Raw genomic sequence first — 22,617 nt, 5'->3', positions numbered from 1 at the left:
GTGTCCCGACCGACCCGCGTCCCGTTGCCCGCGTTCGTCGCGCCCGCCGCGGTGTCCACGACGCTCGCCCTGCGCCCCATCCGTCGGCCGTTCGCCGCCGCCACCGCGGGGTGGGTGGCGAGCCTGCCGGCGCTCGAGGTGCCGCTGCACATCGGCGCGCTCGTGGGCGCGACCACGGCGAGCGCGCTGGCCCGCGGGGAGCGGCGTCCGTCCGACGTGGTGGGTGCGGGGATGGCCGCGTTGACCTGCGCGGGGCTGGGGGCCGTGCTCGCCCGCCACCTCGCCGCGGGGCCCGCCCTGGACCGCGCGCTGCGGGAGGGGGCGCCGCGGAACGGCTCGGAGGGCCGCGAGACGGCGACGACGACGAGCTCCGCCCCACGCCACCGCACGCCCTGGCCGACGGTGCTGGCCCGTCCGTGGCCGCTGCCTCCGCACGGGGTGCGGGCCCGCCGGGGCATGGTCTACGGTCCGGACCCCGTGGCGCACCGATTCGATCTCTACACCCGTGCAGACCTCCGCCCTGGTGGCGACGGCGGGGCCGGGTCCCGTGTCGGTGAGTTCGGCGCGGGGGTGGGTGGGGTCCGCGGCGTGCTCGTCCACATCCACGGCGGTCACTTCCGCGCGGGCGCACCGAGCCGCGAGTCCCGCGCGATGCTGTTCGACCACGCGCGTCGCGGTTGGGTCGCCATCAGCGCGACCTACACCCTGTCGCCCACCCCCGAGGCGGGCTTCCCGCGCCACCTGGTGGACATCAAGCGGCTTCTCCACTGGATCCGCGTCGAGGGCCCGTCACACGGCATCCCGGCCGATGCGCCGATCGTCGTCGCGGGCAGTTCGGCAGGCGCCCACATCGCGATGATGACCGCGCTGACCGCGAACGATCCCCGGTTCCAGCCCGGCTTCGAGCACGTCGACACCACGCTGGCCGCGGCGGTCGGGCTCTACGGGTACTACGGCCGGCTGGGCAGTGCGACCCGGGACGTCTCGGACCCTGTGCGGCATCCGGCGTCCGGGGCGCCGCCGGTGGCGATCATCCACGGCACGCTGGACACGTACACGCCGGTCAAGGGCTCGCGGCGGCTCGTACGGCACCTGCGTGCGGGGTCGCCGAACCCGGTGGTCTACGCCGAGCTGCCGGGCGCGCAGCACGGCTTCGACGCGGTGTGCTCGCCGCGGTACCTCGCGGTGGTCGACGCGGTCGCCCGGTTCACGGACCGGTACGCCTGAGTGCTCCGGCCGCGTAAGGTTCCACTCACTGCCAGGACATCGCCGATCCGAGGAGACTCCATGCCGCTGACGGGACGATACGAACCCCCGCGGGTCGGCGACTACACCGCGCGCGAGGTCACCGGCGCCGAGCGCGACGAATGGTGGGCGCGGACGTGAGTCGCAGACCTCAGGAGTCCGACGCATGAGCAGGACGGCGATCGTGCTCGGCTGCGGCGGCACCATCGGGGCCGCCTGGGCGATCGCGGCCATGCACGCCCTGGGCGAGCAGACCGGTTTCGACCCGCGTGAGGCCGACGTCATGCTCGGCACCTCCGCGGGCGCCGAACTCGTCACCATGCTCGCCGGCGGCGTCTCCGTCTCCGAACTGGTCGACATGCAGTACGGCCGGGCCACCGACCCGAGGCTGCGGGACCACATCGCCTCCACTCCGCCCAGCGTGCCGCCGCTGCCGCGGCTTCCGTTGCTCAACCCGGGCCTCCTGCGCAAGCGCACCGGGCTGGCGGGCCTCACCGGCATCGCCCCCACGGGACGCGCGGACGCGCGGTGGCTGCAGCGACTCGCCGAGCAGTTCGAGGTCGGCGCCTGGCTCCCCCACCCCGCGGCCCGGATGGTGGCCTACGACGTCCGCGCCGGGGAGCGGGTCGTGTTCGGCGCACCCGGGTCGCCTCACGCGACCGTCGGCGAGGCGCTGCGCGCGTCCTGGGCGACACCCGGCTGGATGCCGCCGGTGCCGATCGGGGACCGCATCTTCGTCGACGGCGGGATGGGCTCGACCGCCTCGGTCGACCTCATCGGTCCGGAGGAGGTGGACCTCATCTACGTCATCGCCCCGATGGCGTCGGCACCGGGCGTCCGCATCCCCGGCCCCGGTGGCTCGCTCGAGTACCGGATGATCCGCCGCCCGATGTCGACCGTCCTGCACGCCGAGATCGACACGGTCCGCGCCCGCGGCACGACCGTCGTGCCGATCCTGCCGACCCCCGCCGATCTCGCCGGCCTGAGCGCGCATTTCATGAACGGCGCGCGCCGCACGCAGGCGTTCGAGCACTCCATGACCACCGCTCCCGCGACAGTCCGGTCGGCGCTCGCCGCCAACGGGGCCGGGGTGTGACTGAGCCGACTCAGCGATATGCGACTGGACCTCTCGACGTCGGCTGTCACCCTCTATCCCCCGACCGCGTCCGCGTCACGACCCCCTGGTGATCGCTAGTCGCTACGGGACGTTGGAACATCGCGCGCCGGCGGCGAGGGGCACGAGTTCGCCCCGGTCAGCGGGCTCAACGGCGGGTGAGCACCACGGGGACAGTCAGCGCGCCGCGCGGCGCGTGACCGGGCGGGTCCCGTCGCCGAGGTCCGGCTCCGGCAGGCGCCGGCTCGGGTCGGCCAGGCCCACGGTGTGCCCGTCATCGGCCAACCGCCGCATCGCCTCGAGCAACATCCGCCGGGCGCTCGCGTTGACCGAGGACACGCGGCTGAGGTCGAGCGTCACCTCCTCCGGCCCCTCGGGGATCTCGGCCAGGCGCCGCAGCACCTGCTCGGCACTGGCGAAGGTCATGGGGCCCTGCAGGCGGAACGTCCGGCGCCCGGAGATCTCGTCGAACCGCACGGATCGCACGGCCTCGACCTCGGTGACCGTGGTGTTCATCAGATGGAGCTCGAGCTCCCGCGACAGCCGCTCAAAGGCGCGTACGCCCTCGACGCTGTGCCCGTGCTCGTCGAGCCGCGGCGAGAACACCCCCAGCCCCACCTGACCGGGCAGCGCGCCGAGGATCCCTCCGGACACCCCGCTCTTGGCCGGAATCCCCACCGTGGACATCCAGTCGCCGGCGGCGTCGTACATCCCGCACGTCGTCATCACCGCGAGGACCTGCCTCACGACCGGTGCCGACACCACCCGCTCGCGCGTGACCGGGTTGACGCCGCCGGTGGCCAGCGTGACGGCCATGACGGCGAGGTCCCGCACCGTAACCCGGTAGGCGCACTGCCGCGTGTATCCGCGCAAGGCCTCGTCGGGATCGCCGTCGATGATCCCGCCGGCGCGGACCAGGTTGGCCATCGCGCGGTTGCGGAACGCGGTGCGCAGCTCGGACTCGCACACGGCGCCGTCGACCTCGAGCCGCCGACCCGCGAATGCCGACAACCCGTCCGCGATGACCGTGTTGCGCTCGTCCTCCGAGGCGCCGGGCGGGCCGACGAGCGTGTGCGTGGCGATCGCCCCGATGTTGATCATCGGGTTGCGCGGCCGGCCGGTGCCCCGGTTGAGGGAGATCTGGTTGAACGCGTCGCCGGACGGCTCCACCTCGACCTTCTCCAGGACAGCCTCGATCCCGCGGTCGCGCAGGGCCAGCGCGTAGACGAACGGCTTGCTCATCGACTGGATCGTGAACTCCGCGTCGGCGTCGCCGGCTGTGTAGACGACCCCGTCTATCATGCAGGCGGCCACCGCGAACCGGTCCGGGTCCACGGCCGCGAGTTCGGGGATGTAGTCCGCGAGCCGGCCCTCCCCGCCGTCCGAGCAGGCGTCGCGGATCTCGAGCAGATAATCAGGTACCGGTGTCTTCACGCCACCAGAGTGTCATGACCGTCCGCGCGGGGGCCGATCAGTCCCGGGCGCGGGGCCTGCGATGCCCGTCAGGCGGCGGACCGCGCGGTCACGACGGCGTGCGGCGCACCCGGCTGCGTACGCCGGCCCGTCACCCTGAAGCCCGCGCGCTCCAGAGCGGTGACCATGCAGTCCATCGGCCAGAGGTAGGCCGTGGCCGCCGGGTGGGCGAACGGACCGTGACAGGGTCCGGTGAAGAACGACAGGAGCAGCTGCCCGCCCGCCTCGAGAACCCGGTGGAGGGTCGCCAGCGCCACGGGGAGCTCCTGTCCATCCATGTGGATGAGCGAGTACCAGGCCAACAGGCCGGCCCAGCGCTCCTGCGTCCCGTCCAGATCAGAGATCGCGCCGTGCCGGAACGCCACGGTCGGAAAGCTCTCCCGGGCCATGTCGACGAACGGGCCGGAGGGTTCGATCCCGTCCACCGTGTGCCCCAGCGCCGCCAGGTGCCCGGCCCACCGTCCCGTGCCCGAGCCGACGTCGAGGATGCGCCCGGGGACACCACCCGCCCACGCCTCGATGACCTCGCGGTCGGGATCGTCCGGGGCGACCTCCCTGCCCAGCACGCCCGCCAGCACCTCCGCCCGCGCCACGTACGCGCTCGGGATGTCCTCATATGTCATGTTCCTGATCCCCCCTTTTCCTTTGATCTCATGTCGATCAACGCGGACCACGCCTCGAAATAGTCCCCGCGACACGACCGGAAAGAATTGTGCGGATAAGTGATCCGCGTCAATGTTCCGGCAGCGGCCCGTCTCTATCGTGGGAATTACTCGGCGGCGGGTGCCGACCGGGACCGAGAGGAAAGGACAACGTCATGGCCGTAAAGAATGTCATTCACAGCATCCTGCGCGCGGAGGGGTTCTCCTGCCCGTCCTGTGTGGCCAAGATCGAGAAGCAGGTCGGTCGACTCGAGGGTGTCGAGAAGGTGGAGGTGCACTTCGCCTCCTCGCGGATCGAGGTCGACCACGACCCGGGGGTGTCCAGCGTCGATGACCTCGTGGCCGCCGTGGCGAAGGCCGGTTACAGGGCACGTCCCAGCGCCTTCTGACCGGACCGGTGACCCTTCACCTGCCCTCCGCCGTCCCGCGCGCCGATTCGCCCGGGACGGCGGAGCCGCGTTTTCCGGACATTCCCCCACCGCCGGGCCTGCCGTATCCGATCGTGCGGTTAATTGATCACCGTCATGGTCGCTTCACCGGAACGCTCTTATGGTAATTCCGACGGGTCGAGGAGATGTGTCGGAAACACCGCACCGAAATTTGGACCCGGATATCGAGGAGTAGGTCATGAATACCATCCGTAAATGGATATACGGGCGTTGGTTCGTCCCGATCCTGTCGGGGCTGCTCATCATCGGATCCTTCATCGCATCCGGTGTGGCCGGCTCGGACTTCCGCGGGCTCGAGGACAACGCGGTCCTCGCCGACGTGTTGATGCTCGCCGCCGCTGTCGTCGCGGGAGCCCCCATCGTCAAGAAGGCGGTCGATGCCCTGCTCATCCGCCACATCGGCATCGATCTGCTGGTGTCGGTCGCGGGGATCGGCGCGATCATCATCGGCAACTACTGGGAGGCGGCCGCGGTCACCTTCCTGTTCGCGATCGGTCACGCCCTCGAGTCGGCCACCCTCAACAAGACCCGCTCCGCGCTGGCCGAGCTGGTTGCCGTGGCACCGGACGTCGCGGTGGTGATGCGTGACGGCGAACAGGTGGAGGTCCCGGCCGGCCAGGTCCGCGAGGGTGAGATCGTACTGGTCAAGAACGGCGCCAAGGTCCCCGTCGACGGCCAGGTCGTGGCCGGTTCCGGTGCGCTCGACGAGGCCTCGATCACCGGCGAGTCGATTCCCGTGGAGAAGTCCGAGGGCGACCAGGTGTTCGCCGGCACCGTGTCGCGCGGGGGATTCCTCCACGTCCTGGCGACCGGCATCGGTGCCGACACCACCCTGGCGCGGATCATCCACCGCGTCGAGGAGGCGCAGGACGCCAAGGCGCGTACCCAGAGTTTCATCGACCGCTTCTCCGCGTGGTACACCCCGGGCATCATGGTCCTGGCGCTGGTCGCCGGCCTGATCAGCGGCGATGTGGTGCTGGCGCTGACCCTGCTGGTGATCGGCTGCCCCGGTGCGCTGGTCATCTCGATCCCGGTCGCGATCGTCGCCGGCATCGGCAGGGCGGCCCGCAACGGCATCCTCATCAAGGGCGGGGAGTACCTGGAGACCTCCGCGAAGATCGACGTCGTCGCGGTGGACAAGACCGGAACCCTCACCGAGGGACGACCCGAACTGACCGACGTCCTCGTGCTGGCCCCTGACAGGTCCCGCGCCGACGTGCTGGCCCTGGCGGCAGGCGGCGAGGCGGGCTCCGAACACCCGCTGGCCCGGCCGATCCTCGAGGCGGCCTCGGCCGAGGGGGTCGCCTACGACACTCCCGAATCGGTCCGGCCTATCGCGGGCAAGGGTCTGACCGCGCAGGTGGACGGGCATCGCGTCCTGATCGGCAACCAGGCGCTGCTGGACGAGTTCGGGATCGCCGACGACGGCGGCGCGGCACGGGCGGCCGACGACTTCGCCCGCGACGGCAAGACCCCCATGATCATCGCCGTCGACGACGAGGTGGCCGGCGTCATCGCGGTGGCCGACACCGTCCGTGCCGATGCGGCCGAGATGATCGCCCGGCTCCACGGTTCCGGTGTCGAGAAGGTCATCATGCTCACCGGTGACGTCCCGCTGGTCGCGGAGGCGGTCGGCGCGGCCACCGGGGTGGACGAGGTCCGGGCGGGGCTGCTGCCGGAGGACAAGCTGCACGCGGTCACCGAGCTGCAGCGGGCGGGCCACACCGTGGCCATGGTCGGCGACGGTGTCAACGACGCTCCCGCGCTGGCCACCGCGGACATCGGTGTCGCGATGGGCGCCGCCGGGTCAGCCGTGGCGGTGGAGACCGCGGATATCGCACTCATGGGTGACGACCTGCTCAAGCTGCCGGAGGCCGTCGGTCTGGCGAAGCGCACCGTGTCGGTGATGCGTCAGAACATCGCGGTCGCGATGATCACCGTGGCCGCGCTGCTGGCAGGTGTCTTCGCCGGAGGGGTCACCATGTCGATCGGAATGCTCGTTCACGAGGCGTCCGTCCTGGTGGTCATCGTCAACGCGATGCGTCTCCTGCGTCGGCGGGTCGACGTCCACCGCACCGTCGCCGACCCGGATCGCCGGGGGCGGCACCGCGAGGCGGTCTCGGCCTGACCTGACACCACATCGCGGGCCCGCACCGGAAGATCGACCGGACCGGGCCCGCGGTGTCTCGTCAGATCAGTGGTCGTCGTCCGCCTTGGTCTGATGAACGGTGCCGTGCTCGTGCTCGGGCGGGCCGTACAGCGAGTACACCTTGAGGTCGTCATCACCGATGTTGGTGACGTTGTGCCAGCTCCCGGCGGGCACGAGGATGACCCAGTCGTCGGAGACCTCGCGGACGAAGTCGAGCTGGTCCTTCGCCGGCCCCATCTCGACCCGACCCGTGCCGGCCTCGACGCGGAGGAACTGGTCGTGGTCGTCGTGGACCTCGAGACCGATGTCGTCCCCGGGGCGGATGCTCATCACGGTGAGCTGCATGTGCGATCCCGTCCACAGGGTGGTCCGGTAGTTGTCGTTGGCGAGGGTGGCCTCCTCGATGTCGACGACGAACGGGTTCGGACCCTGGTCAGTGGGGCTCATCGATATTCCTGCTTCCGTAGGCGGGTACACACTGTGGCCGGCGGCCGATGTTGTCCTCCCGAGTTTCGGTCACTCCCGGGCCACTTTCAACCAAGGACAGGCTGTGCAACGCCCCGCGAACGCTCGCGGGCGCTCAGCGCGGCTCGGCGATCTCGGCCAGTCGCTCGCGGTCGAGCACGGCGGTCCAGCGGCGACCGGAATCGATGATCCCCTCCCGCCGGAGCCTGCTCATCACCCGTGACACCGACTCGGGTGTGGACCCGGTCATCCCTGCCAGGTCGGATCGCGTCAGCGGTAGCTCCAGCAGCGTTCCCGCCGCGCGGCCGTCGCCGAACCCGGAGCGGGCCTCACCGAACTTGTCGGCGACACGCAGGAGTGTCCCGGCCACCCGCTGCGACACGGTACGGGTGGCGTGGTGCGTCACCGTGGTCCGCGCGTCCTCGAGCAGCCCCGTGAGGTGGTCGACGACGCGCAGCGCCACCTGCGGGAATCGGGTGAGGAGGTCGCGGAAGTCCTCGGCGCTGATCCGCAGCGCGCACAGTGTGTCGATCGCCTCGACCGTCTCGCCGTACCGCGGCGTGCCGAGCGAGTCGACACCACCGGCGAAATCACCCGGTGCGAGCAGGTCGACGACGACGGTCCTGCCGTCCTCGGAGTTCCGGTACGCTTTGGCGCGACCGTGGGCGATGACGTAGAGGTAGCCGGAGCGCTCGCCCTCGGTATACACGGCGTCGCCGGAGCCCCACGACAGGGACACCGCCCGCCGGTCCACCTCAGCGATCCCGTCGGCGTCGAGGTCGGCGAAAAACGGAGTGCGGTGCAGGACCGCGAGCCGCACGTCGATCGAGCAGGCGTGAGGTTGTGCGCAGGTCGGTCGCAGCGGTGTCCGGCGGCGTCCGGGGATCGCCGTCACGTCGTATCGTGGCGCTTCAGGTTGCTCGTGGCGGGGCCCTCGATGAGCTCACCACATGCCGAGAAGCGGGACCCGTGCCAGGGGCAGTCCCACGAGCGCTCGACGTCGTTCCAGCTGAGCACGGCGCCCATGTGCGGGCACAGCAGGCCGACAGTGCACCTCTCGCCGTCGTCGGCCGTCGCCTCGCCCCTCGGTCGGACGCTCGGCCGCGGGCGCCGGACCACCGACTTCGCCGCGGCGGCGGCCATGTGGACGGGCAGGTCGGCGTACATCGACGGCGCGGTCTTGATCACGCCGGTCAGCGTCGGCTTGCCGAACGACACGCGTGGGTCGAGCCCTTCCAGCCGGTCGACCATGATCCCGGCCGCCGCGGCGGACCCGCTGACCCCCCACTTGCTGTAGCCACCGGCGTAGTGCACGCGGCCCCTCCCCCACGGGAGCGGTCCCGACCTGGGGACCATCTCGACCGGGTGGAAGTCCTGCGCGGACCACCCGTGGGTCATCCGCGCACCGGGGAAGTACTTCTCCGCGTATTCCCGCAGTGACTCGATCTTGGATCCGGTCGGGGCGACGGTTCCGGTGCGGTGGCCGTTGCCGCCCACGAAGAGTACCTCCCCGTTCTCGGTCGGCACGGTCCGCAGCGAGCGCACCGGCGTCTCCACCGAGCCGTACATGCCCTCCGGCAGTCCGCCGTCGTACTCGAAAGCGCATAGGTACGAGCGTTCGGCCTCCATGGTCGCCACCGTCGGGCCGCGGTCCAGTGACGGCCCGGACGTCGCCAGGAGCACGTCACGCGCGGTGAGGATCCCGCGGTCACTGCGTACCTCGGCATGGGCGTCGGCGCCGTCGCCGCGCGGGGTCACCTTGGTGACGCGGGACTGCTCGACGATGCGCACCCCGAGCGCGTCCACGGCCTCGACGAGCGCGGCCAGCGCCTGGACGGGATCGATCTGCAGCTGGTCGGGCAGTTCCACCGCCGATCGAGCGGGGAACGGGACATCCAGTCGATCGTACCACCGGGCGGGAATACCGAGGTCGTCCATCGTCTGCTTCTCTTTGCGCAACGATGCCGTCCCCAGGGCGCCGCGCGAGTAGCTGAGCGCGGGCCTGCGCTGGGCGGGCACACCGTGCGTCTCGCAGAACTCCGCCCACCAGTCCAGCCCGTACTGATGGGCCTCGGCGTAATGACGGGCGGTCTCGAGCCCGTGCCTCGACCGCAGCGTCGACAGTCGCGTGCCCTGCAGGACCGAGACCTTGGCCGTGGTCGCGCCGCTCGCCCCGGCGCCGACGGTGTGCGCCTCCAGGACCACGACGGACTTGCCTCGCGCGGCCGCCATGAGGGCGGTGATGAGGCCGGTGAACCCCGCGCCGGCGATCACCAGGTCCACGTGCTCGTCCTCGGGGAACTCCGTCGCCGGGGGGTCGATCGTCGTGCGTCGCCAGAATGATGTGCCCATGGTGCGTCTCCTCTGAGCTCTCGCCGCGGATGTCGCTGGCGCTCACTGTAAGACAGGCCGTATGTACCCGCACCCGCTCGGTGGGCGCGGGTACGGGCCTCAGGAGTAACCGGAACCGAGCCTCTCGAGCACCCGCCGCAGGTCCGACGCGAACTCGGCCGCGTCCCGCGCAGCGAGCCTCGAGTAGCTCAGCACCAGCCCCGCCACCGCGTGGCTCTCCGCCTGCCCGCTGAGCGAGCGGGTGCGCCACCCCGTCTCCTCGAGGGCACGGACCACCTCGTCGTCGTCATATCCGGGCAGCACCACGCACAGGTGCAGGCCCGCCTCGACACCCGTCACTTCCGGGCCCGGACACTCGCGCGCGAGCGCCGCCACCAGGCGGCTCCGGCGGTCGGCGTAGACCCGCGCGGCGCGGGCCAGGTGCCGGTCCATCGCCCCCGACTCCAGGAACGCCGCGAGCGCCTCGGCCGGCAACGACGACGGGCCCCGGCGGTGGACCACCAGCCATCGCTCGACCTCACGCCACAACGACGCGGGCGGCAGACACCACGCCACACGCAGATCCGGCGCCACCGACTTGGACGAGGTGCCCACGTACGCCACGTGATCCGCCGCGCCGGGCAGCGTGACCAGCGCCGGCAGGGGGGCGACGCCGTAGCGGAACTCGCCGTCGTAGTCGTCCTCGATCACCAGCGACCCTGTCCTGCGCGCCCACTCCACCAGCGCGACCCGCCGGTCCACGCTCATGCGGTGCCCGAGGGGGAACTGGTGCGCGGGCGTGGTGAACACGATCGCGCGCTCGGCGCCCAGACGCGCGGCGTCGAGGCCGCCCGGCTCGGCGGGGTGCAGGCGCGCCTCGAGGCCCTGCTCGCGGGCCATCAGTCGCGCGCCGCGGTAACCGGGGTCCTCCATATGGAACACCGCGGGTGGCCGGTCGGGGCCCGCGGCGGTGAACGCCGCGCACAGGGCCGCGATCGCCGAGCGCGAGCTGTCGAACAGCAGGGGCTCCGCGCCCGCGATGCCGCGGTGACGACGCAGGTGCCCGGCGAGCGCGGCCCGCAGGGACGGGCTCGGTTCCTCCCACGGGTTGAGGCCGGCCAGCCCCTGCGCGGCGGCCGCCCGCACCGCGGCCCGCCACGCGCGCTGATCCACGAGGGTGGCGTCCGGGATGCCGGGCCGGAGGTCCCGCGGCGAGCGGCCCCGGCGGGGCTCGGGGGCCGACGACGCGACGGGGTCGGCGTGCCCCCGGGTGCGCGCGCCCGCCCGCGCGGCCAGCCCGGCACCGGCGCTGACACGGGTCCCCGACCCGTGCGCGGACTCGACGAAACCGGCCGCCGCGAGCTCGTCGAACGCCCGGACCACCGTGCCGCGCGAGAGCCCGGTCTGCTCGGCGAGCGCGCGGGTCGAGGGCAGGCGGTCGCCGTCGGCCAGCGCCCCCTCCGCGATCCGGTCGATGATCCCGTCCACGAGGTCGGCCGCGCCGACCACCTCGCCCACGACGAGCGAGACGGGGCGGGTGGGACGGGCCATGCGCTTCAGCCTAGGCGAGGCAGGCGAGAAGTGGTCCCGCGGAAATGTGCGAAGTGGATCTTCTGCCCGCGCCACTTCCGGGCTGGAATGGGGGCTATGCAGACCTACCGCCAGTCCCGCCGACTCCGCGACGTCCGGTACGACGTGCGCGGCCCCATCCTCACCGAGGCGATGCGCCTCGAGGCCGAGGGGCACGACGTCCTCCGGCTCAACCTCGGCAACATGCGCCCGTTCGGCCTGGACGCCCGGCCCGAGCTGGTGGACGCCGTCGCCCGAGGCCTCGAGGACGGGCAGGCGTACTCCGACTCGCGCGGCATCCCGGCGGCCCGCGAGGCCGTCGCGGACTACTACCGCCGCTGCGGCGTCCGCGGGGTCTCGCCGGCGGACGTGTTCTGCGGTAACGGGGTCAGCGAGCTCATCACCCTCGTCCTGCAGGCGATGGTCGACCCCGGCGACGAGATCCTCGTCCCCGCACCCGACTACCCCACCTGGACCGGCGCGGTGAACCTCACCGGCGGGATGCCCGTGCACTACCTCGCCGACGAGGCGAACGGCTGGAACCCGTCCCTCGAGGACATCGAGTCCCGCATCACCCCGCGCACCACCGCGCTGGTGATGATCAACCCCAACAACCCGACCGGCGCGGTGTACAGCGAAGAGACCGTCCGCGGGATGGCCGACATCGCCCGCCGGCACGGACTGGTGCTGCTGTCCGACGAGATCTACGAGAAGCTGGTCTTCGGTGATGCCGTGCACCACCACGCCGCGCTCGCGGCCGGCGACGACGTGCTGTGCCTGACTTTCGGCGGACTGTCCAAGGCGTACCGGGTGTGCGGGTACCGCGCCGGCTGGGTGGTGGCGACCGGGCCGCTCGACCGCGCCACCGACCTACTCGAGGGGCTGACGCTGCTGTCGAACATGCGGGTCTGCCCCGGCGTGCCCGGCCAGTTCGCGATCCCTGTCGCCCTGGCCGAGGACTCCCCGTGGGGACCGGAGGTCGTGGACCCCGACGGCCGGATCGAGCGGCAGCTGGCCCTCACCGCGGAGAGGCTCAACGCGATCCCCGGCGTGAGCTGCGTGGCGCCGCGCGGAGCGTTGTACTGCTTCCCGCGGATCGACCGGGAGATGTACGGGATCGACGACGACGAGGAGTTCGTTCTCGACCTGTTGCGCTCGGAACACGTCCTCGTGACACACGGCACGGGCTTCAACTGGCCGGACCCCGATCACTTCCGGATCGTCTGTCTGCCCGAAGCCGGTGTGCTGGAGCGCGCGGTCGGCGCGATCGCCCGCCATCTGGAGAGCAGGCTGACGGTCGCGGTGTCGTGAGGGGCCGGGTTCAGCGCCGCCCACCGCCGCGGCCGCACGGCCCCGCCCTCATCGAGAAGACAGTTCAGCGCGTATCGGCCGAGAGGCGGTGTGCGGAACTGTCTTCTCGATGGGTTACACGCCCGGGGTTACACGCCCGGGGTTACACGCGCGCGGAAGCGGTCGGTCAGGAACCGGACGAGCTCGACGAGCCCGACGACCCGGCCGAGCCCACGGAACCGGAGGTACCCGGGGTCCCCGTTCCGGACTCGACATCACCGCCGTACAGGGCGGGCTTGATGTGGTCCCAACCGGAGTCGAAGTTCTTGAGGAAGTTCGGCCAGTTGTGCAGGCCCGTGTCGGAGAAGTCCACTCTGTGCTCGACGCCGGCGCGATCGAGGGCCTTCTCGAACGCCTTGGAGTTCTCGTACACGCCCTTCTCCAGCACCAGGCCGATGAGCAGGCTCTGGTAGTTCGCGCCATACTGCTCGAGGTCGGCCTCACCGATCTCGGCGTTGCCGGCCGAGAAGTAGACGGCCTTGCCACGCAGGCCCTCCGGGTGCGAGATGGTGTCATTCTCCGCCCACCGCTTGCTGCGGTGCGGGCCCCACATGTTCTCGACATCGCCGCCGCGGGTCTCCACGCTCAGACGCACGGTCTGGTATCCGAGCTGGTCCATCGTGGAGTAGAAGCCGCTGAAGGACATCACGGCGTCGTAGACATCGGGGTGCGCGGCGGCGAGGTGCATCGCGGCCTGGCCGCCCATCGAGATGCCCCCGACGGCGGCCTTGGCGGTCGTGTCGAGTTGCTGCTCGACGACGGCGGGGAGCTCCTCGGTGAGGAACGTCTCCCACTTGTTGTGGCCGAGCGTCGGGTCCGTCTCCTCCCAGTCGGTGTAGTACGACGCGTAGGCGCCCGCCGGGTTCACCACGTGCACGTTCTCGTCTCTGAGACGGTCGGCGATCTCCGCCTGGTGAGCCCACCCGGTGCTGGTGATCGGCGCCCCGACCCCATCGAGCATGTAGAGGACCGGCGCGGCGCCCTCACCACGCGACGGGACGACCTCGACGGTGATCTCGCGCTGCATGGCCTTCGAGGCGACAGTCCAGTACTCGTAGGCCCGCGCGTTGCCCGCCTCGTCCTTCCGGTACCGCTCGATGCCGAGGAACTCGGTCTTCGTGATCGTGGGGTCGACCGGGGTCGGCGTCCCCACCTTCTCGGTCGATCCCGCGTCTAGCGGGATGTCGGCAGAGCCGACCGAGCCGATGAGTCCGGCGGTGGAGGCGAGCGGCACCGAGCCGACGGCGTCGATGATCGACTCGAGATCGTCCTGGCCGAGCGTGGAGGGATCGATACTCGCGGTCTGGGCGAGAGCGGGAGAGGCCGACCCGATGGTCAGCGCGACGGCGAGTGCGCCGGCTGTGACAGCGGCGACGCGACGGAGTCCGAAAGACATGTGGCTCCAAAGAGTGATGAGAAGTGTCTGAGGAACCTTAATACCGACTGAGTTCGGGGTGTTAACCGCGCACCGCTCCGCTCACCCCCGCAGTGCGTCGGCTACGGCGTCTCGCAGGTCCTCGGGCTTGCGGGCGGGCCCGAACCGGTCGATCACCCGACCCTCACGGCCAACGAGGAACTTGGTGAAGTTCCACTTGATCCGCCCGCCCAACACGCCGGACTTCTCGGACTTCAGCCAGTCGTAGAGCGGGTGCGCGCCCGACCCGTTGACCTCGATCTTGGAGAACAGCGGGAACTCCACGCCGAAGTTCCGCTCGCAGAACGCGCCGATCTCCTCGTCCGTGCCCGGCTCCTGGTGCGCGAACTGGTCACACGGGAACCCCAGCACCACGAAGCCGCGGTCGCGGAACTCCTCGTACAGCGCCTGCAGTCCCTTGTACTGAGGCGTGAACCCACACTTGCTCGCGGTGTTGACCACCAGGACGACCTGCCCCAGGTAGTCGGACAGATCCTTCTCGCTCCCGTCGAGCAGGCTGGCCTCGAAGTCCGCGAGGGTGGTCTGGTGGTCGGCCATGGGAACTCCTCGTCGTCGTACTCGTCGTCGCACCGGCCGCGGTCACACGGGCCCGGGCGGCACCGCGGCGACACCCGCCGCTGCCCTTGTCACTGTTCACAGGCCGCACGTGCGGGCGTACTCTGGCACTCCCGTGCGAGGAGCCCGCCGTGAGCCAGCTGATCTACACCGCGTTCGTCTCGCTCGACGGCGTGGTCGAGGCCCCCGGCGGCGAGCCCGGCTACCGCAACACCGGCTGGACGTTCGCGGTGGACTTCCTCGAGGAGGCGTACGGCCTCAAGGCCCGCGAGCAGGACGAGGCCGGGGCGATGCTGCTCGGCCGCGTCAGCTACCAGGCGTTCTCCGCCGTGTGGCCGCAGATGGTCGACGAGTTCCCGAAGTACAACGCCGTGCCGAAGTACGTCGTGTCGACGACCCTCGCCGAGGGCGACCTGGTGGAGGGATGGGGGACGACGACGATCTTGCGCAACCTCGACGAGGTGGCGGCTCTGAAGCAGGCGGAGGGAGCGCCGATCCTCGTGCAGGGATCGGCAACGCTGGCCCGGAACCTGTCCGACGCAGGCCTCATCGACCGCTACCACCTGTTGGTGTTCCCGTGGATCCTCGGCGCCGGCAAACGCATGTGGAGCGACACCGACAAGCCGCGGCAGAAGCTCGAGCTGGTCGAGAGCGAGGCCTACGGCAACGGCGTGCAGAAGCTCATCTACGACGTGGTCGGGTTCGACCCCGAGGCCTGAGCGCCGCGGGAGACCTCGGGCATCGAGACCGCCGACGCCGCCCCGATGAGGCCGAGCACCGCCAGGAACACCAGCGCCCAGTCCACGCTCACCGCCGCCAGCGCCGAGCTGACGCCTCCCACCACGAGCAGGATGACGCCCATCATCGTGTTGCCGACCGCGACGTACGCGGTGCGGGTGTCGCCCTCCGCCACGTCCACCACGTAGGTCTTGCGGCCCACGCGGACGCCCGAGTGCAGGAGCGTGAGCAGGAAGTACGCGCCGACGAACACCGCGGCGCCGACCAGTGAGCCGCCGTCGAAGCCCGGGATCGACTCGATCAGCACCAGGGCCACCGCCACGATCGACGCCGCCGTCGCCGCGCCCGCCATGAGCAGGCGAGAAGACCGGTCGGCCATCCGGCCGAAGATGCGCCCGCCGATCAGCGACGCCACGCCGGAGGCGAGGATGAAGCCGCCGAGTCCGGCCAGCGCGCCCGTTCCCGAGGCGATCGACATCGTCACGATGAACGGCGGGCTCAGCGACGACACCAGCAGCAGACCGCGCACGGAGATGAACTTCCGGAACGTGGCGTCCTCGCGGAAGAGCCGCGCCGCGTCCGCGAACCAGGAGGGTGACGACTCGTCGGACGCGGGGGCCTCCGCCCCGGATTCCGGTTCGTCGGCAGCGCGGGCCTCGCCGGCCGGCTCGCGCACCCGCGCGTACACCGACGCCGACAGCGTCCACAGCAGCGCGCCCACGGCCAGCAGGATCGCCAGCGCGGTGTGGTCGAGATCCTCGCCGCCCAGCATCCGGATGAGCACGCCGAGGGTGATGGCGACCAGCCCGGCCGCCGACGTCGCCAGACCGACGATCTGCCCGCGCTCCCCAGACGGGATGGTGCGGCCCTGCACGTCCTTCGACGCGATCGAACACAGACACCGGCCCAGCGAGAACACCACGAGCGCGGCCAGGATCCCGACGCCCGCCGCCGTCCCGTGTCCGAGCGCGGCGATCGCGGCCATCACCGCCACCGACACCGCCTGCACGGCCGCGCCGGTGACGAAGACCCACTTCCGGCGGCGCACCCGCACCACGAGCGGGGTGAGGAACGCCTGCGGCAGCATCGACCCTGATTCGCGGATCGGCACCAGCAGGCCCACGAAGGCCGCCGGCACGCCGAGGACGTGGAACAGCCACGGCAGTACCGTGGAGGCGTTGACGGTCTGGTCCCCCGACGACTGCAGTGTGTTGGCGGCGACGAGGCGCAGGCCGTTGCGCGGAAGGTCGCGTCGGACGGGCTCGGGGAGTTCGTGTTCCGCGTCGACGGAGCGGGTGACGAGACGGGAGTAGACACGATCGGCGGTGGTCACCGTTCAGAAGACTAGCCGCCTCCGCCGTCTACCACTCCGCCACCCGCCCAGGCCGCCGGCGGAGAGACGTCAGACCGGCGCCGGAGGATCGCCCCGGCGCCGGTCGTGCGCATATCCGTGTGCGGCGCTCGGATCAGGCGAGCGGCCCACCACAGTTCGGCCAGGCGCCCGCGCCCTGACCCGCGAGCACCCGCTCGCCGATGTCGATCTGTTGTTCACGCGTGGCCTGGTCGGCCGTAGCGGCGTACTCGCCACCGCCGTACCCGCTCCACGTCTGCGCGGAGAACTGCAGGCCACCGTAGTAGCCGTTCCCCGTGTTGATCTGCCAGTTGCCTCCGGACTCACACTGGGCCACCTGGTCCCAGCTGCTGGCCGGGGCCGCGTTGGCCGCCGGGGCGGCGAGTGAGACACCGGCCGCGGCCACGCCTCCCGCGAACATCGCACCGGTCAGGGTTCGGACGAGCTTCTTCTGCATCCCTCGTGACCTCCTGAAGGTCTCGTGTCGTGCTCTACGACTGGTTCGTCTGCTTCGACGTCGTCTGTCGGACGGTCGCCGAGACTACGAAGAGCCGGGAGGGGCCCCGCAACCCCCGGGAGCGGGATCCGGGGCCCGACCGGCCAGTGCGCTGGGCGACCGCTGACGTGCAGGCATGCAGGTCACGGCGCAGGCCCCGCTGATCGGGCGGCGGGCGGGATCGAGTGCGTGAGATGGCTCACCTCGTCGTCGTCCGGCGCCCATACTGGCGTCATGAGCGACTTCGAGAAGGGCGACCACGTCGAGTGGAACTCCGAGGCCGGGATGGTGCGCGGAGTGATCCGCGACATCCACACAGAGGACGTGGAGTTCAAGGGACGCATGCGGAGGTGCAGCAAGGACGAGCCGCAGTACGAGATCGAGAGCGACAGGACCGGCCACATGGCCATGCACAAGGGCTCAGCGCTGAAGAAGATCGACTAGAGCGGGACGTGGCCGGGCGCGAGCGGCGCTCCAGGCGGGGGCGGCGCTCGAGGCGGGGGCGGCGCTCGAGGCGGGGGCGGCGCTCGGGGCAGGGGCGCAATCCGCGATCCACGTCGGCGGCACGCCCGGCTCTGAGCGCACGCGACAGCTCACCTATCTGATCGCGCACCGCCTACGGGATCCCATAGGCGGCGCGCGATCAGATAGGTGGCGCGGCGCGGGCAGGTGATGTGCCCGCAGACTCGGCAAGGCTGCGGACGTGATGCGGCAGCGGGCCCGCCGCGCGACTGCAGGTGCGGCGATCCGCCCCTCCGATTGCGATCCGCCCCCGTAGTTCCGGGGGCGGATCGAGATCCGAGGAGCCAATCGTTGGGCGAGGAGCCGATCGTCGGGCGGCAGGCGGCGGGCCGGGCCGGGCCGCCCGCTCAGCCGGCGACGGCCGCGGCGAGGTTGCTCAGCGAATCCTCGAGCTGCTTCTCCGACACCAGCGGGAACGACACCTTCTTGAGCAGGTCCTTGTCGGTGACCTTGGACCAGTCGTAGGTGTGGCGGACCAGCGTGGAGTCCGGGCCCTGGGCCTCGAGCTCCCAGACCCACTCCCAGCCCTTGGGCTCGGTGCCCGCGGGCGCGGTCTGCCAGGCCAGCAACTTGTCCTTGGCGAAGCCGGTGACGTGGTTCTCGGTGCGGTACTCGCCACCCATGTGATCGCCCTCCATATCCATGGCGAACACGTCCCCGACCCGCTGGATGCGGTCGGTCTTGTAGTCGCCGCGCACGAAGCCGGAGCCGTCCAGGCGGGCGTGGTTCTCCGGATTGGAGAGGAAATCGAAGATCTCAGCCGCCGAGTGGTCGATCACGCGCTCGACGGTGATGGCGTTGGAATCAGTCATGACTCCACTGTGCCCGCCGCCGCGGCGGGGCGCATCCGGTCAGCGATCGGCGCCGAATTCACCGTGGGTTCACCCCGTACTCCCGAGCCGGACCGACGAGGGTGCCAGGATGGAGTGTCCGTTTCATGGTGCAGATGGGAAGTGGTCGCGTGTCGCGGTCTGTTGGTCGTCGAGCGGTACTGGCGTCGGTGGCGGTCTTCGCCGCCGGGGCCCTCGGACTCGCGGGGTGTTCCGAACCCGCCGCCCCCGGATCCGGCGAGGGCACCACGTCCTCGGAGGCCTCCGGCGAGGTGACCCTCTACACCTCGGAGCCGCAGGCCAAGATCGACCAGATCATCGCCGCGTTCAACGAGGAGCAGCCGGACATCGAGGTGAAGGTCTTCCGCGCCGGCACCGGCGACCTCAAGGCGCGCATCGAGGCCGAGAAGACCACCGGCGGGGTCGCCGCGGACATCCTGCTCGCCGCCGACGTGCCCACCTTCGAGGACTACAAGGACCAGGACCTCTTCCAGGAGTTCGAGCCCAGCGAGGCCGACGCCCTGTCCGACGTGGCGATCGACCCCGACGGGTTCTACGTCGGCACCCGCATCATCCCCACCGTGATCGCCTACAACACCGACGAGATCACCGAGCCGCCGACCTCGTGGGCCGAGCTCACCGAGCCCGGGTACGCCGACCGGATCATCCTGCCCAACCCGGACGTCTCCGGCGCGGCCGCCTTCAACGCCGCGGCGTGGAGCCTGCAGCCGGACCTGGGCGAGGAGTGGATCGAACAGCTCGGCGCCAACAACCCGCAGGTCGCGGAGTCCAACGGGCCCGTCTCGCAGGCCGTCGCCGAGGGCTCCCGGCCCGTCGGGATCGTGGTGGATTACCTCGTCCGCGACCTCGCCTCCCAGGGCTCGCCCATCGCCGTGAGCTATCCCGATGAGGGCGTCCCCTACATCACCCAGCCCGGTGCCGTGTTCGCCGACGCACCCAACCCCGAGGCCGCCAAGCTCTTCCTCGACTTCCTCGTCTCCAAGAAGGGCCAGGAGCTCGCCGTCGACCAGAACTACCTTCCGGTGCGCGATGACGCCGGAAGCCCCGAGGGCGCCCCCGCGCTGGGCGACATCGCCCTCTTCGACCAGGACCTCGAGGCGATCGCCGCCTCCCGCGACGACGCCGTGGCCGCCTTCAACGCGGCCGTCAGGTAGGTGACGCTCCCCCTCAGGCTGGCCCTGTGGGCGTCCCTCGCGGGCGTCATGGTGCTGCCCCTGGCCCTGGTCGTCTCGCTGGCGCTGGGGGCCAACCACCTTCCCGAACTCATCGACCAGGGTCTGCTCACGGCCACCGCCAACAGCCTCGTCAGCTCTCTGCTCTCGGCGGTCGGGGCCGTCATCATCGGCACGCTGATGGCGTTCGGCCTCGACCGCACCGACCTGCCGGGCCGCGGGGCGCTGCGCCTGCTGCTGCTCACGCCTCTGTTCATACCGCCCTTCATCGGGGCCATCGCCTGGAGCGGCCTGCTCACCGACGGCGGACTCCTCGACCGACTGATCGGGTTCGCGCCCTGGAACTTCTACGGCGGGCCCGGCGTCATTTTCCTGCTCACCCTGCACGCCTACCCCATGGCGTACTTCGTCGTCGCGGCCGCGCTGCGACGCATCCCCGCAGAACTCGAGGAGGCCTCCCGCCTCTCCGGTGCCCGCCCGACGCGCACCCATCTCGACGTCACCCTGCCCCTCATCCGGCCGGCCATGGCGGCGGCGTTCACTTTGACCTTCGTCAGCGGGATCGGCGACTTCGGTATCCCCGTGATCGTGGGTCTGCCCGCCGGGTTCGAGACGCTGTCGACGATGGTCTACCGGTTCCTCGAATCCGGATCCGTGGCCTCACCACTGCAGACCGTCTCCCAGATCGGGGTGGTGTTGCTTCTGATCGGTGCCCTGGGCACGCTGCTCGACCGGCAGGTCACCAAGGGGTCGGTCGAGTTCGGCGGCACCGGACGGCCCGCCGCGCCCCAGGCCCTCGGCCGGTCTCGGCTGCCCCTGGCGGTGATCGCGTGGACCGTCAGCGTCCTCGTCACCCTCGCCCCGCTCGTCGGCCTGGCGGTCCGGGCCCTCCTCCCCGCACCGGGCGTGCCCCTCACCCTTGAGACCGCGACCCTGGACAACTTCCGGCGGGCGCTGACCGCCTCCACCACGATCGACGGAGTCACCAACTCCGTCGTCCTCGCGCTCGGAGCGGCGCTCATCTGCGGCGTCCTCGGACTGCTCGTCGGACTGTTCACCACCCGCCTGGCCGGACGCGACCGCGAACCGCTCCTCATGTCGGTGCTGCTGCCGCAGGCCGTCCCCGGCCTAGTCATCGCCACGGGGTGGCTCATCCTCGGCCGCTACACCGGGCTGTTCAACACCCGCTGGGTCATCCTCGGTGCGTACGTCACCGCCTTCACCGCGATCGTGGTGCAGACCGTCCGCGGCCCACTGGCGGGGATCCACTCGTCGATGGAGGAGGCCGCCCGCATCGGCGGTGCCAGGGCTCTACGCTCGCGGATCGACACGAGCGTGCGCATGGCCCTGCCCGCCGCCGGGATCGGCTCGGTCATGGTCGCCGTCACCGCGGTGCGGGAGCTCACACTCTCCGTCCTACTCGTGGCCCCGGGAACCCAGACGCTCGGCGTGGTGATCTTCCAGTACCAACGGGCCGGGGACTACAACGCCTCCTCCGCCCTGTCCGTGGTGCTCATGGCGGTGGGCCTGCTCGTCCTGGCCGCCTTCGGTGCCCGCTACACCCGACCCGACACCGGGTCCGACGCCGCATCCGGGAGGATCCGTGCCTGAACTCGACGCCCGCGGCGTCAGCGTCCGATTCGGCGAGACCGTCGCCCTGGAGGACCTCGACGTCCGCGTGGACTCGGGCCGGATCCTCACCCTCGTCGGCCCGTCCGGCTCCGGCAAGTCCACCTTCCTCCGCGCCGTCGCCGGGTTCGAGCGCCCCTCGGCGGGCACCATCCGGGTCGGCGGCCGCACCCTCGTCGGCGGCGGAGTCCACCTCCCGCCCGAGGAGCGCGACCTCGGCATGGTCTTCCAGCACCATGCCGTGTGGCCCCACCTCAGCGTGGCGGACAACGTCGCCTACCCGCTGCGCCGTGCGAAGGTGCCGGCCGCACGCCGACGCGCGCTCGTCGCCGAGGCGCTCGAGACCGTCGAGTTGGGCGAGCTCGCCCGGAGGCGGCCCGACACCCTGTCCGGTGGGCAGCGTCAGCGGGTCTCGCTCGCCCGGGCCATCGTCGCGCGACCGAGCGTCCTGCTACTGGACGAGGCCCTCTCCGCGCTCGACGAGCCGCTGCGCGCCTCACTACGCCTGGTACTGCGCCGGCTCGCCGCCGAACACGGCCTCACGATGGTCCACGTCACCCACGACCGGGGCGAGGCCCTCGCCCTCGGTGACGAGGTGGCCGTGCTGCACCGGGGACGACTCGTGCAGTGCGACGTGCCCGACCGGCTGGACGCCGCCCCGAACAGCGCCTTCGTCGCCGGGTTCCTGCACGACGCCACTCTCGTCGACGGGACGGTCGACGGCGACGGCTTCCGCTCCGACGACGGGGGCATCACGCTCGGTGCCGACGTCCTCACCGGGCCCGCCGGCACGGTGACGGGTCCCGCCACCCTCGCCCTGCTCCCCGGCGGACTCGACCTCGCCACCCCCGGCGTGGCGGAGGGTCGCATCGGCGCCGAGTTCATCACTTCCCTCTACGGTCGTAGCGGGAGGACCGTCATCTGCCGCCACGGCGACACCGAGCTCCGGATTCTCACCCCCGCCGGGACCGCGGCGCCCGGCCGGGTCGGCGAGGCCGTGGGCGTCGACGTCCGGCGCGGCTTCGTCTACCCGCGGGACTGACCGGGGCGCGGGCGGGGCC

The 22,617-nt window shown here is 71.2% G+C and carries 21 protein-coding genes; 10 read left to right on the top strand and 11 right to left on the bottom strand.

All coding sequences use genetic code 11. From position 1 onward, the window contains the following. Both DCI01S_RS04635 and DCI01S_RS04630 read left to right on the top strand, forming a co-directional pair. Nucleotides 1-1,227, top strand: a complete 1,227-nt coding sequence (locus DCI01S_RS04635) for an alpha/beta hydrolase (RefSeq protein WP_061228162.1) — start codon at nt 1-3, stop codon at nt 1,225-1,227. Nucleotides 1,228-1,411: 184 nt separating this feature from the next. Continuing rightward, nucleotides 1,412-2,341, top strand: a complete 930-nt coding sequence (locus tag DCI01S_RS04630) for a patatin-like phospholipase family protein (RefSeq protein ID WP_061228161.1) — start codon at nt 1,412-1,414, stop codon at nt 2,339-2,341. A gap of 195 nt (nt 2,342-2,536) precedes the next feature. Here the strand turns inward: DCI01S_RS04630 and DCI01S_RS04625 are convergent, their stop codons facing one another. Next, a complete protein-coding gene (locus DCI01S_RS04625) occupies nt 2,537-3,793 on the bottom strand; it encodes a glutaminase (RefSeq protein WP_061228160.1) in 1,257 nt (418 codons plus the stop codon). A 68-nt stretch (nt 3,794-3,861) separates the two neighbouring features. After that, the gene (locus tag DCI01S_RS04620) at nt 3,862-4,455 is read right to left on the bottom strand and encodes a class I SAM-dependent DNA methyltransferase (RefSeq protein WP_061228159.1); all 594 of its coding nucleotides are present in this window, start codon (nt 4,453-4,455) and stop codon (nt 3,862-3,864) included. Between the two features lie 194 nt (nt 4,456-4,649). Between DCI01S_RS04620 and DCI01S_RS04615 the strand changes: the two genes are divergently transcribed. Next, nucleotides 4,650-4,883, top strand: coding sequence for a heavy-metal-associated domain-containing protein (locus tag DCI01S_RS04615; protein ID WP_007633765.1), 234 nt, complete (start codon nt 4,650-4,652; stop codon nt 4,881-4,883). A gap of 238 nt (nt 4,884-5,121) precedes the next feature. Beyond that, complete coding sequence (locus DCI01S_RS04610; RefSeq protein WP_061228158.1) at nt 5,122-7,071, top strand: heavy metal translocating P-type ATPase; 1,950 nt, start codon at nt 5,122-5,124, stop codon at nt 7,069-7,071. Between the two features lie 66 nt (nt 7,072-7,137). Here the strand turns inward: DCI01S_RS04610 and DCI01S_RS04605 are convergent, their stop codons facing one another. The 4 genes from DCI01S_RS04605 to DCI01S_RS04590 form a co-directional block, all read right to left on the bottom strand. Continuing rightward, on the bottom strand, nt 7,138-7,539 hold the full coding sequence (locus tag DCI01S_RS04605) for a cupin domain-containing protein (protein ID WP_061228157.1): 402 nt from the start codon (nt 7,537-7,539) through the stop codon (nt 7,138-7,140). Nucleotides 7,540-7,672: 133 nt separating this feature from the next. Next, complete coding sequence (locus tag DCI01S_RS04600) at nt 7,673-8,452, bottom strand: Crp/Fnr family transcriptional regulator (protein ID WP_063935576.1); 780 nt, start codon at nt 8,450-8,452, stop codon at nt 7,673-7,675. Next, nucleotides 8,449-9,909, bottom strand: a complete 1,461-nt coding sequence (locus DCI01S_RS04595; RefSeq protein WP_061228156.1) for an FAD-dependent oxidoreductase — start codon at nt 9,907-9,909, stop codon at nt 8,449-8,451. Before DCI01S_RS04595 ends, DCI01S_RS04600 begins: the two co-directional genes overlap by 4 nt. A gap of 99 nt (nt 9,910-10,008) precedes the next feature. Next, nucleotides 10,009-11,439 (bottom strand): aminotransferase-like domain-containing protein, encoded by a 1,431-nt coding sequence (locus DCI01S_RS04590; protein WP_061228155.1) that lies wholly within the window; start codon nt 11,437-11,439, stop codon nt 10,009-10,011. Between the two features lie 96 nt (nt 11,440-11,535). On the opposite strand from DCI01S_RS04590, the gene DCI01S_RS04585 reads away from it, so the two are divergent. Beyond that, nucleotides 11,536-12,768: a pyridoxal phosphate-dependent aminotransferase gene (locus tag DCI01S_RS04585; RefSeq protein WP_061228154.1), complete on the top strand. Its 1,233-nt coding sequence runs from the start codon at nt 11,536-11,538 to the stop codon at nt 12,766-12,768. 166 nt (nt 12,769-12,934) lie between these two features. On the opposite strand, the gene DCI01S_RS04580 is transcribed toward DCI01S_RS04585, so the two are convergent. Together DCI01S_RS04580 and DCI01S_RS04575 are read right to left on the bottom strand one after the other, a co-directional pair. After that, complete coding sequence (locus DCI01S_RS04580) at nt 12,935-14,203, bottom strand: alpha/beta hydrolase (RefSeq protein WP_061228153.1); 1,269 nt, start codon at nt 14,201-14,203, stop codon at nt 12,935-12,937. Between the two features lie 81 nt (nt 14,204-14,284). Then, nucleotides 14,285-14,779: a glutathione peroxidase gene (locus tag DCI01S_RS04575; RefSeq protein WP_061228152.1), complete on the bottom strand. Its 495-nt coding sequence runs from the start codon at nt 14,777-14,779 to the stop codon at nt 14,285-14,287. Between the two features lie 149 nt (nt 14,780-14,928). On the opposite strand from DCI01S_RS04575, the gene DCI01S_RS04570 reads away from it, so the two are divergent. Next, nucleotides 14,929-15,516, top strand: a complete 588-nt coding sequence (locus DCI01S_RS04570; protein WP_156482544.1) for a dihydrofolate reductase family protein — start codon at nt 14,929-14,931, stop codon at nt 15,514-15,516. Here DCI01S_RS04570 and DCI01S_RS04565 read toward each other — a convergent pair. Together DCI01S_RS04565 and DCI01S_RS04560 are read right to left on the bottom strand one after the other, a co-directional pair. Further along, entirely contained in the window at nt 15,483-16,868 is a 1,386-nt protein-coding gene (locus DCI01S_RS04565; protein WP_061228151.1) for an MFS transporter, read from the bottom strand. The two genes, DCI01S_RS04570 and DCI01S_RS04565, sit on opposite strands and share 34 nt — an antisense overlap. 133 nt (nt 16,869-17,001) lie before the next feature. Next, complete coding sequence (locus DCI01S_RS04560) at nt 17,002-17,343, bottom strand: transglycosylase family protein (RefSeq protein WP_061228150.1); 342 nt, start codon at nt 17,341-17,343, stop codon at nt 17,002-17,004. Between the two features lie 273 nt (nt 17,344-17,616). On the opposite strand from DCI01S_RS04560, the gene DCI01S_RS04555 reads away from it, so the two are divergent. Next, entirely contained in the window at nt 17,617-17,826 is a 210-nt protein-coding gene (locus tag DCI01S_RS04555; RefSeq protein ID WP_061228149.1) for a hypervirulence associated TUDOR domain-containing protein, read from the top strand. A gap of 425 nt (nt 17,827-18,251) precedes the next feature. Here the strand turns inward: DCI01S_RS04555 and DCI01S_RS04550 are convergent, their stop codons facing one another. Continuing rightward, nucleotides 18,252-18,716 carry an SRPBCC family protein gene (locus DCI01S_RS04550; RefSeq protein WP_061228148.1) on the bottom strand — a complete coding sequence of 155 codons (465 nt, stop codon included), beginning with the start codon at nt 18,714-18,716 and terminating at the stop codon, nt 18,252-18,254. Between the two features lie 134 nt (nt 18,717-18,850). Between DCI01S_RS04550 and DCI01S_RS04545 the strand changes: the two genes are divergently transcribed. The 3 genes from DCI01S_RS04545 to DCI01S_RS04535 are packed head-to-tail and all read left to right on the top strand — an operon-like array spanning nt 18,851 to nt 22,598. Then, nucleotides 18,851-19,909 carry an ABC transporter substrate-binding protein gene (locus DCI01S_RS04545; protein ID WP_061228183.1) on the top strand — a complete coding sequence of 353 codons (1,059 nt, stop codon included), beginning with the start codon at nt 18,851-18,853 and terminating at the stop codon, nt 19,907-19,909. Then, nucleotides 19,910-21,538 (top strand): ABC transporter permease, encoded by a 1,629-nt coding sequence (locus DCI01S_RS04540; RefSeq protein WP_061228147.1) that lies wholly within the window; start codon nt 19,910-19,912, stop codon nt 21,536-21,538. Then, complete coding sequence (locus tag DCI01S_RS04535) at nt 21,531-22,598, top strand: ABC transporter ATP-binding protein (RefSeq protein WP_061228146.1); 1,068 nt, start codon at nt 21,531-21,533, stop codon at nt 22,596-22,598. Before DCI01S_RS04540 ends, DCI01S_RS04535 begins: the two co-directional genes overlap by 8 nt. Nucleotides 22,599-22,617 lie beyond the last annotated feature (19 nt).

This window comes from Dietzia cinnamea NBRC 102147 (genome assembly GCF_001571065.1).
Classification (GTDB): domain Bacteria; phylum Actinomycetota; class Actinomycetes; order Mycobacteriales; family Mycobacteriaceae; genus Dietzia; species Dietzia cinnamea.
Note: the sequence above shows the minus strand (reverse complement) of the source record. Positions and strands in the feature narration are given on the sequence as shown.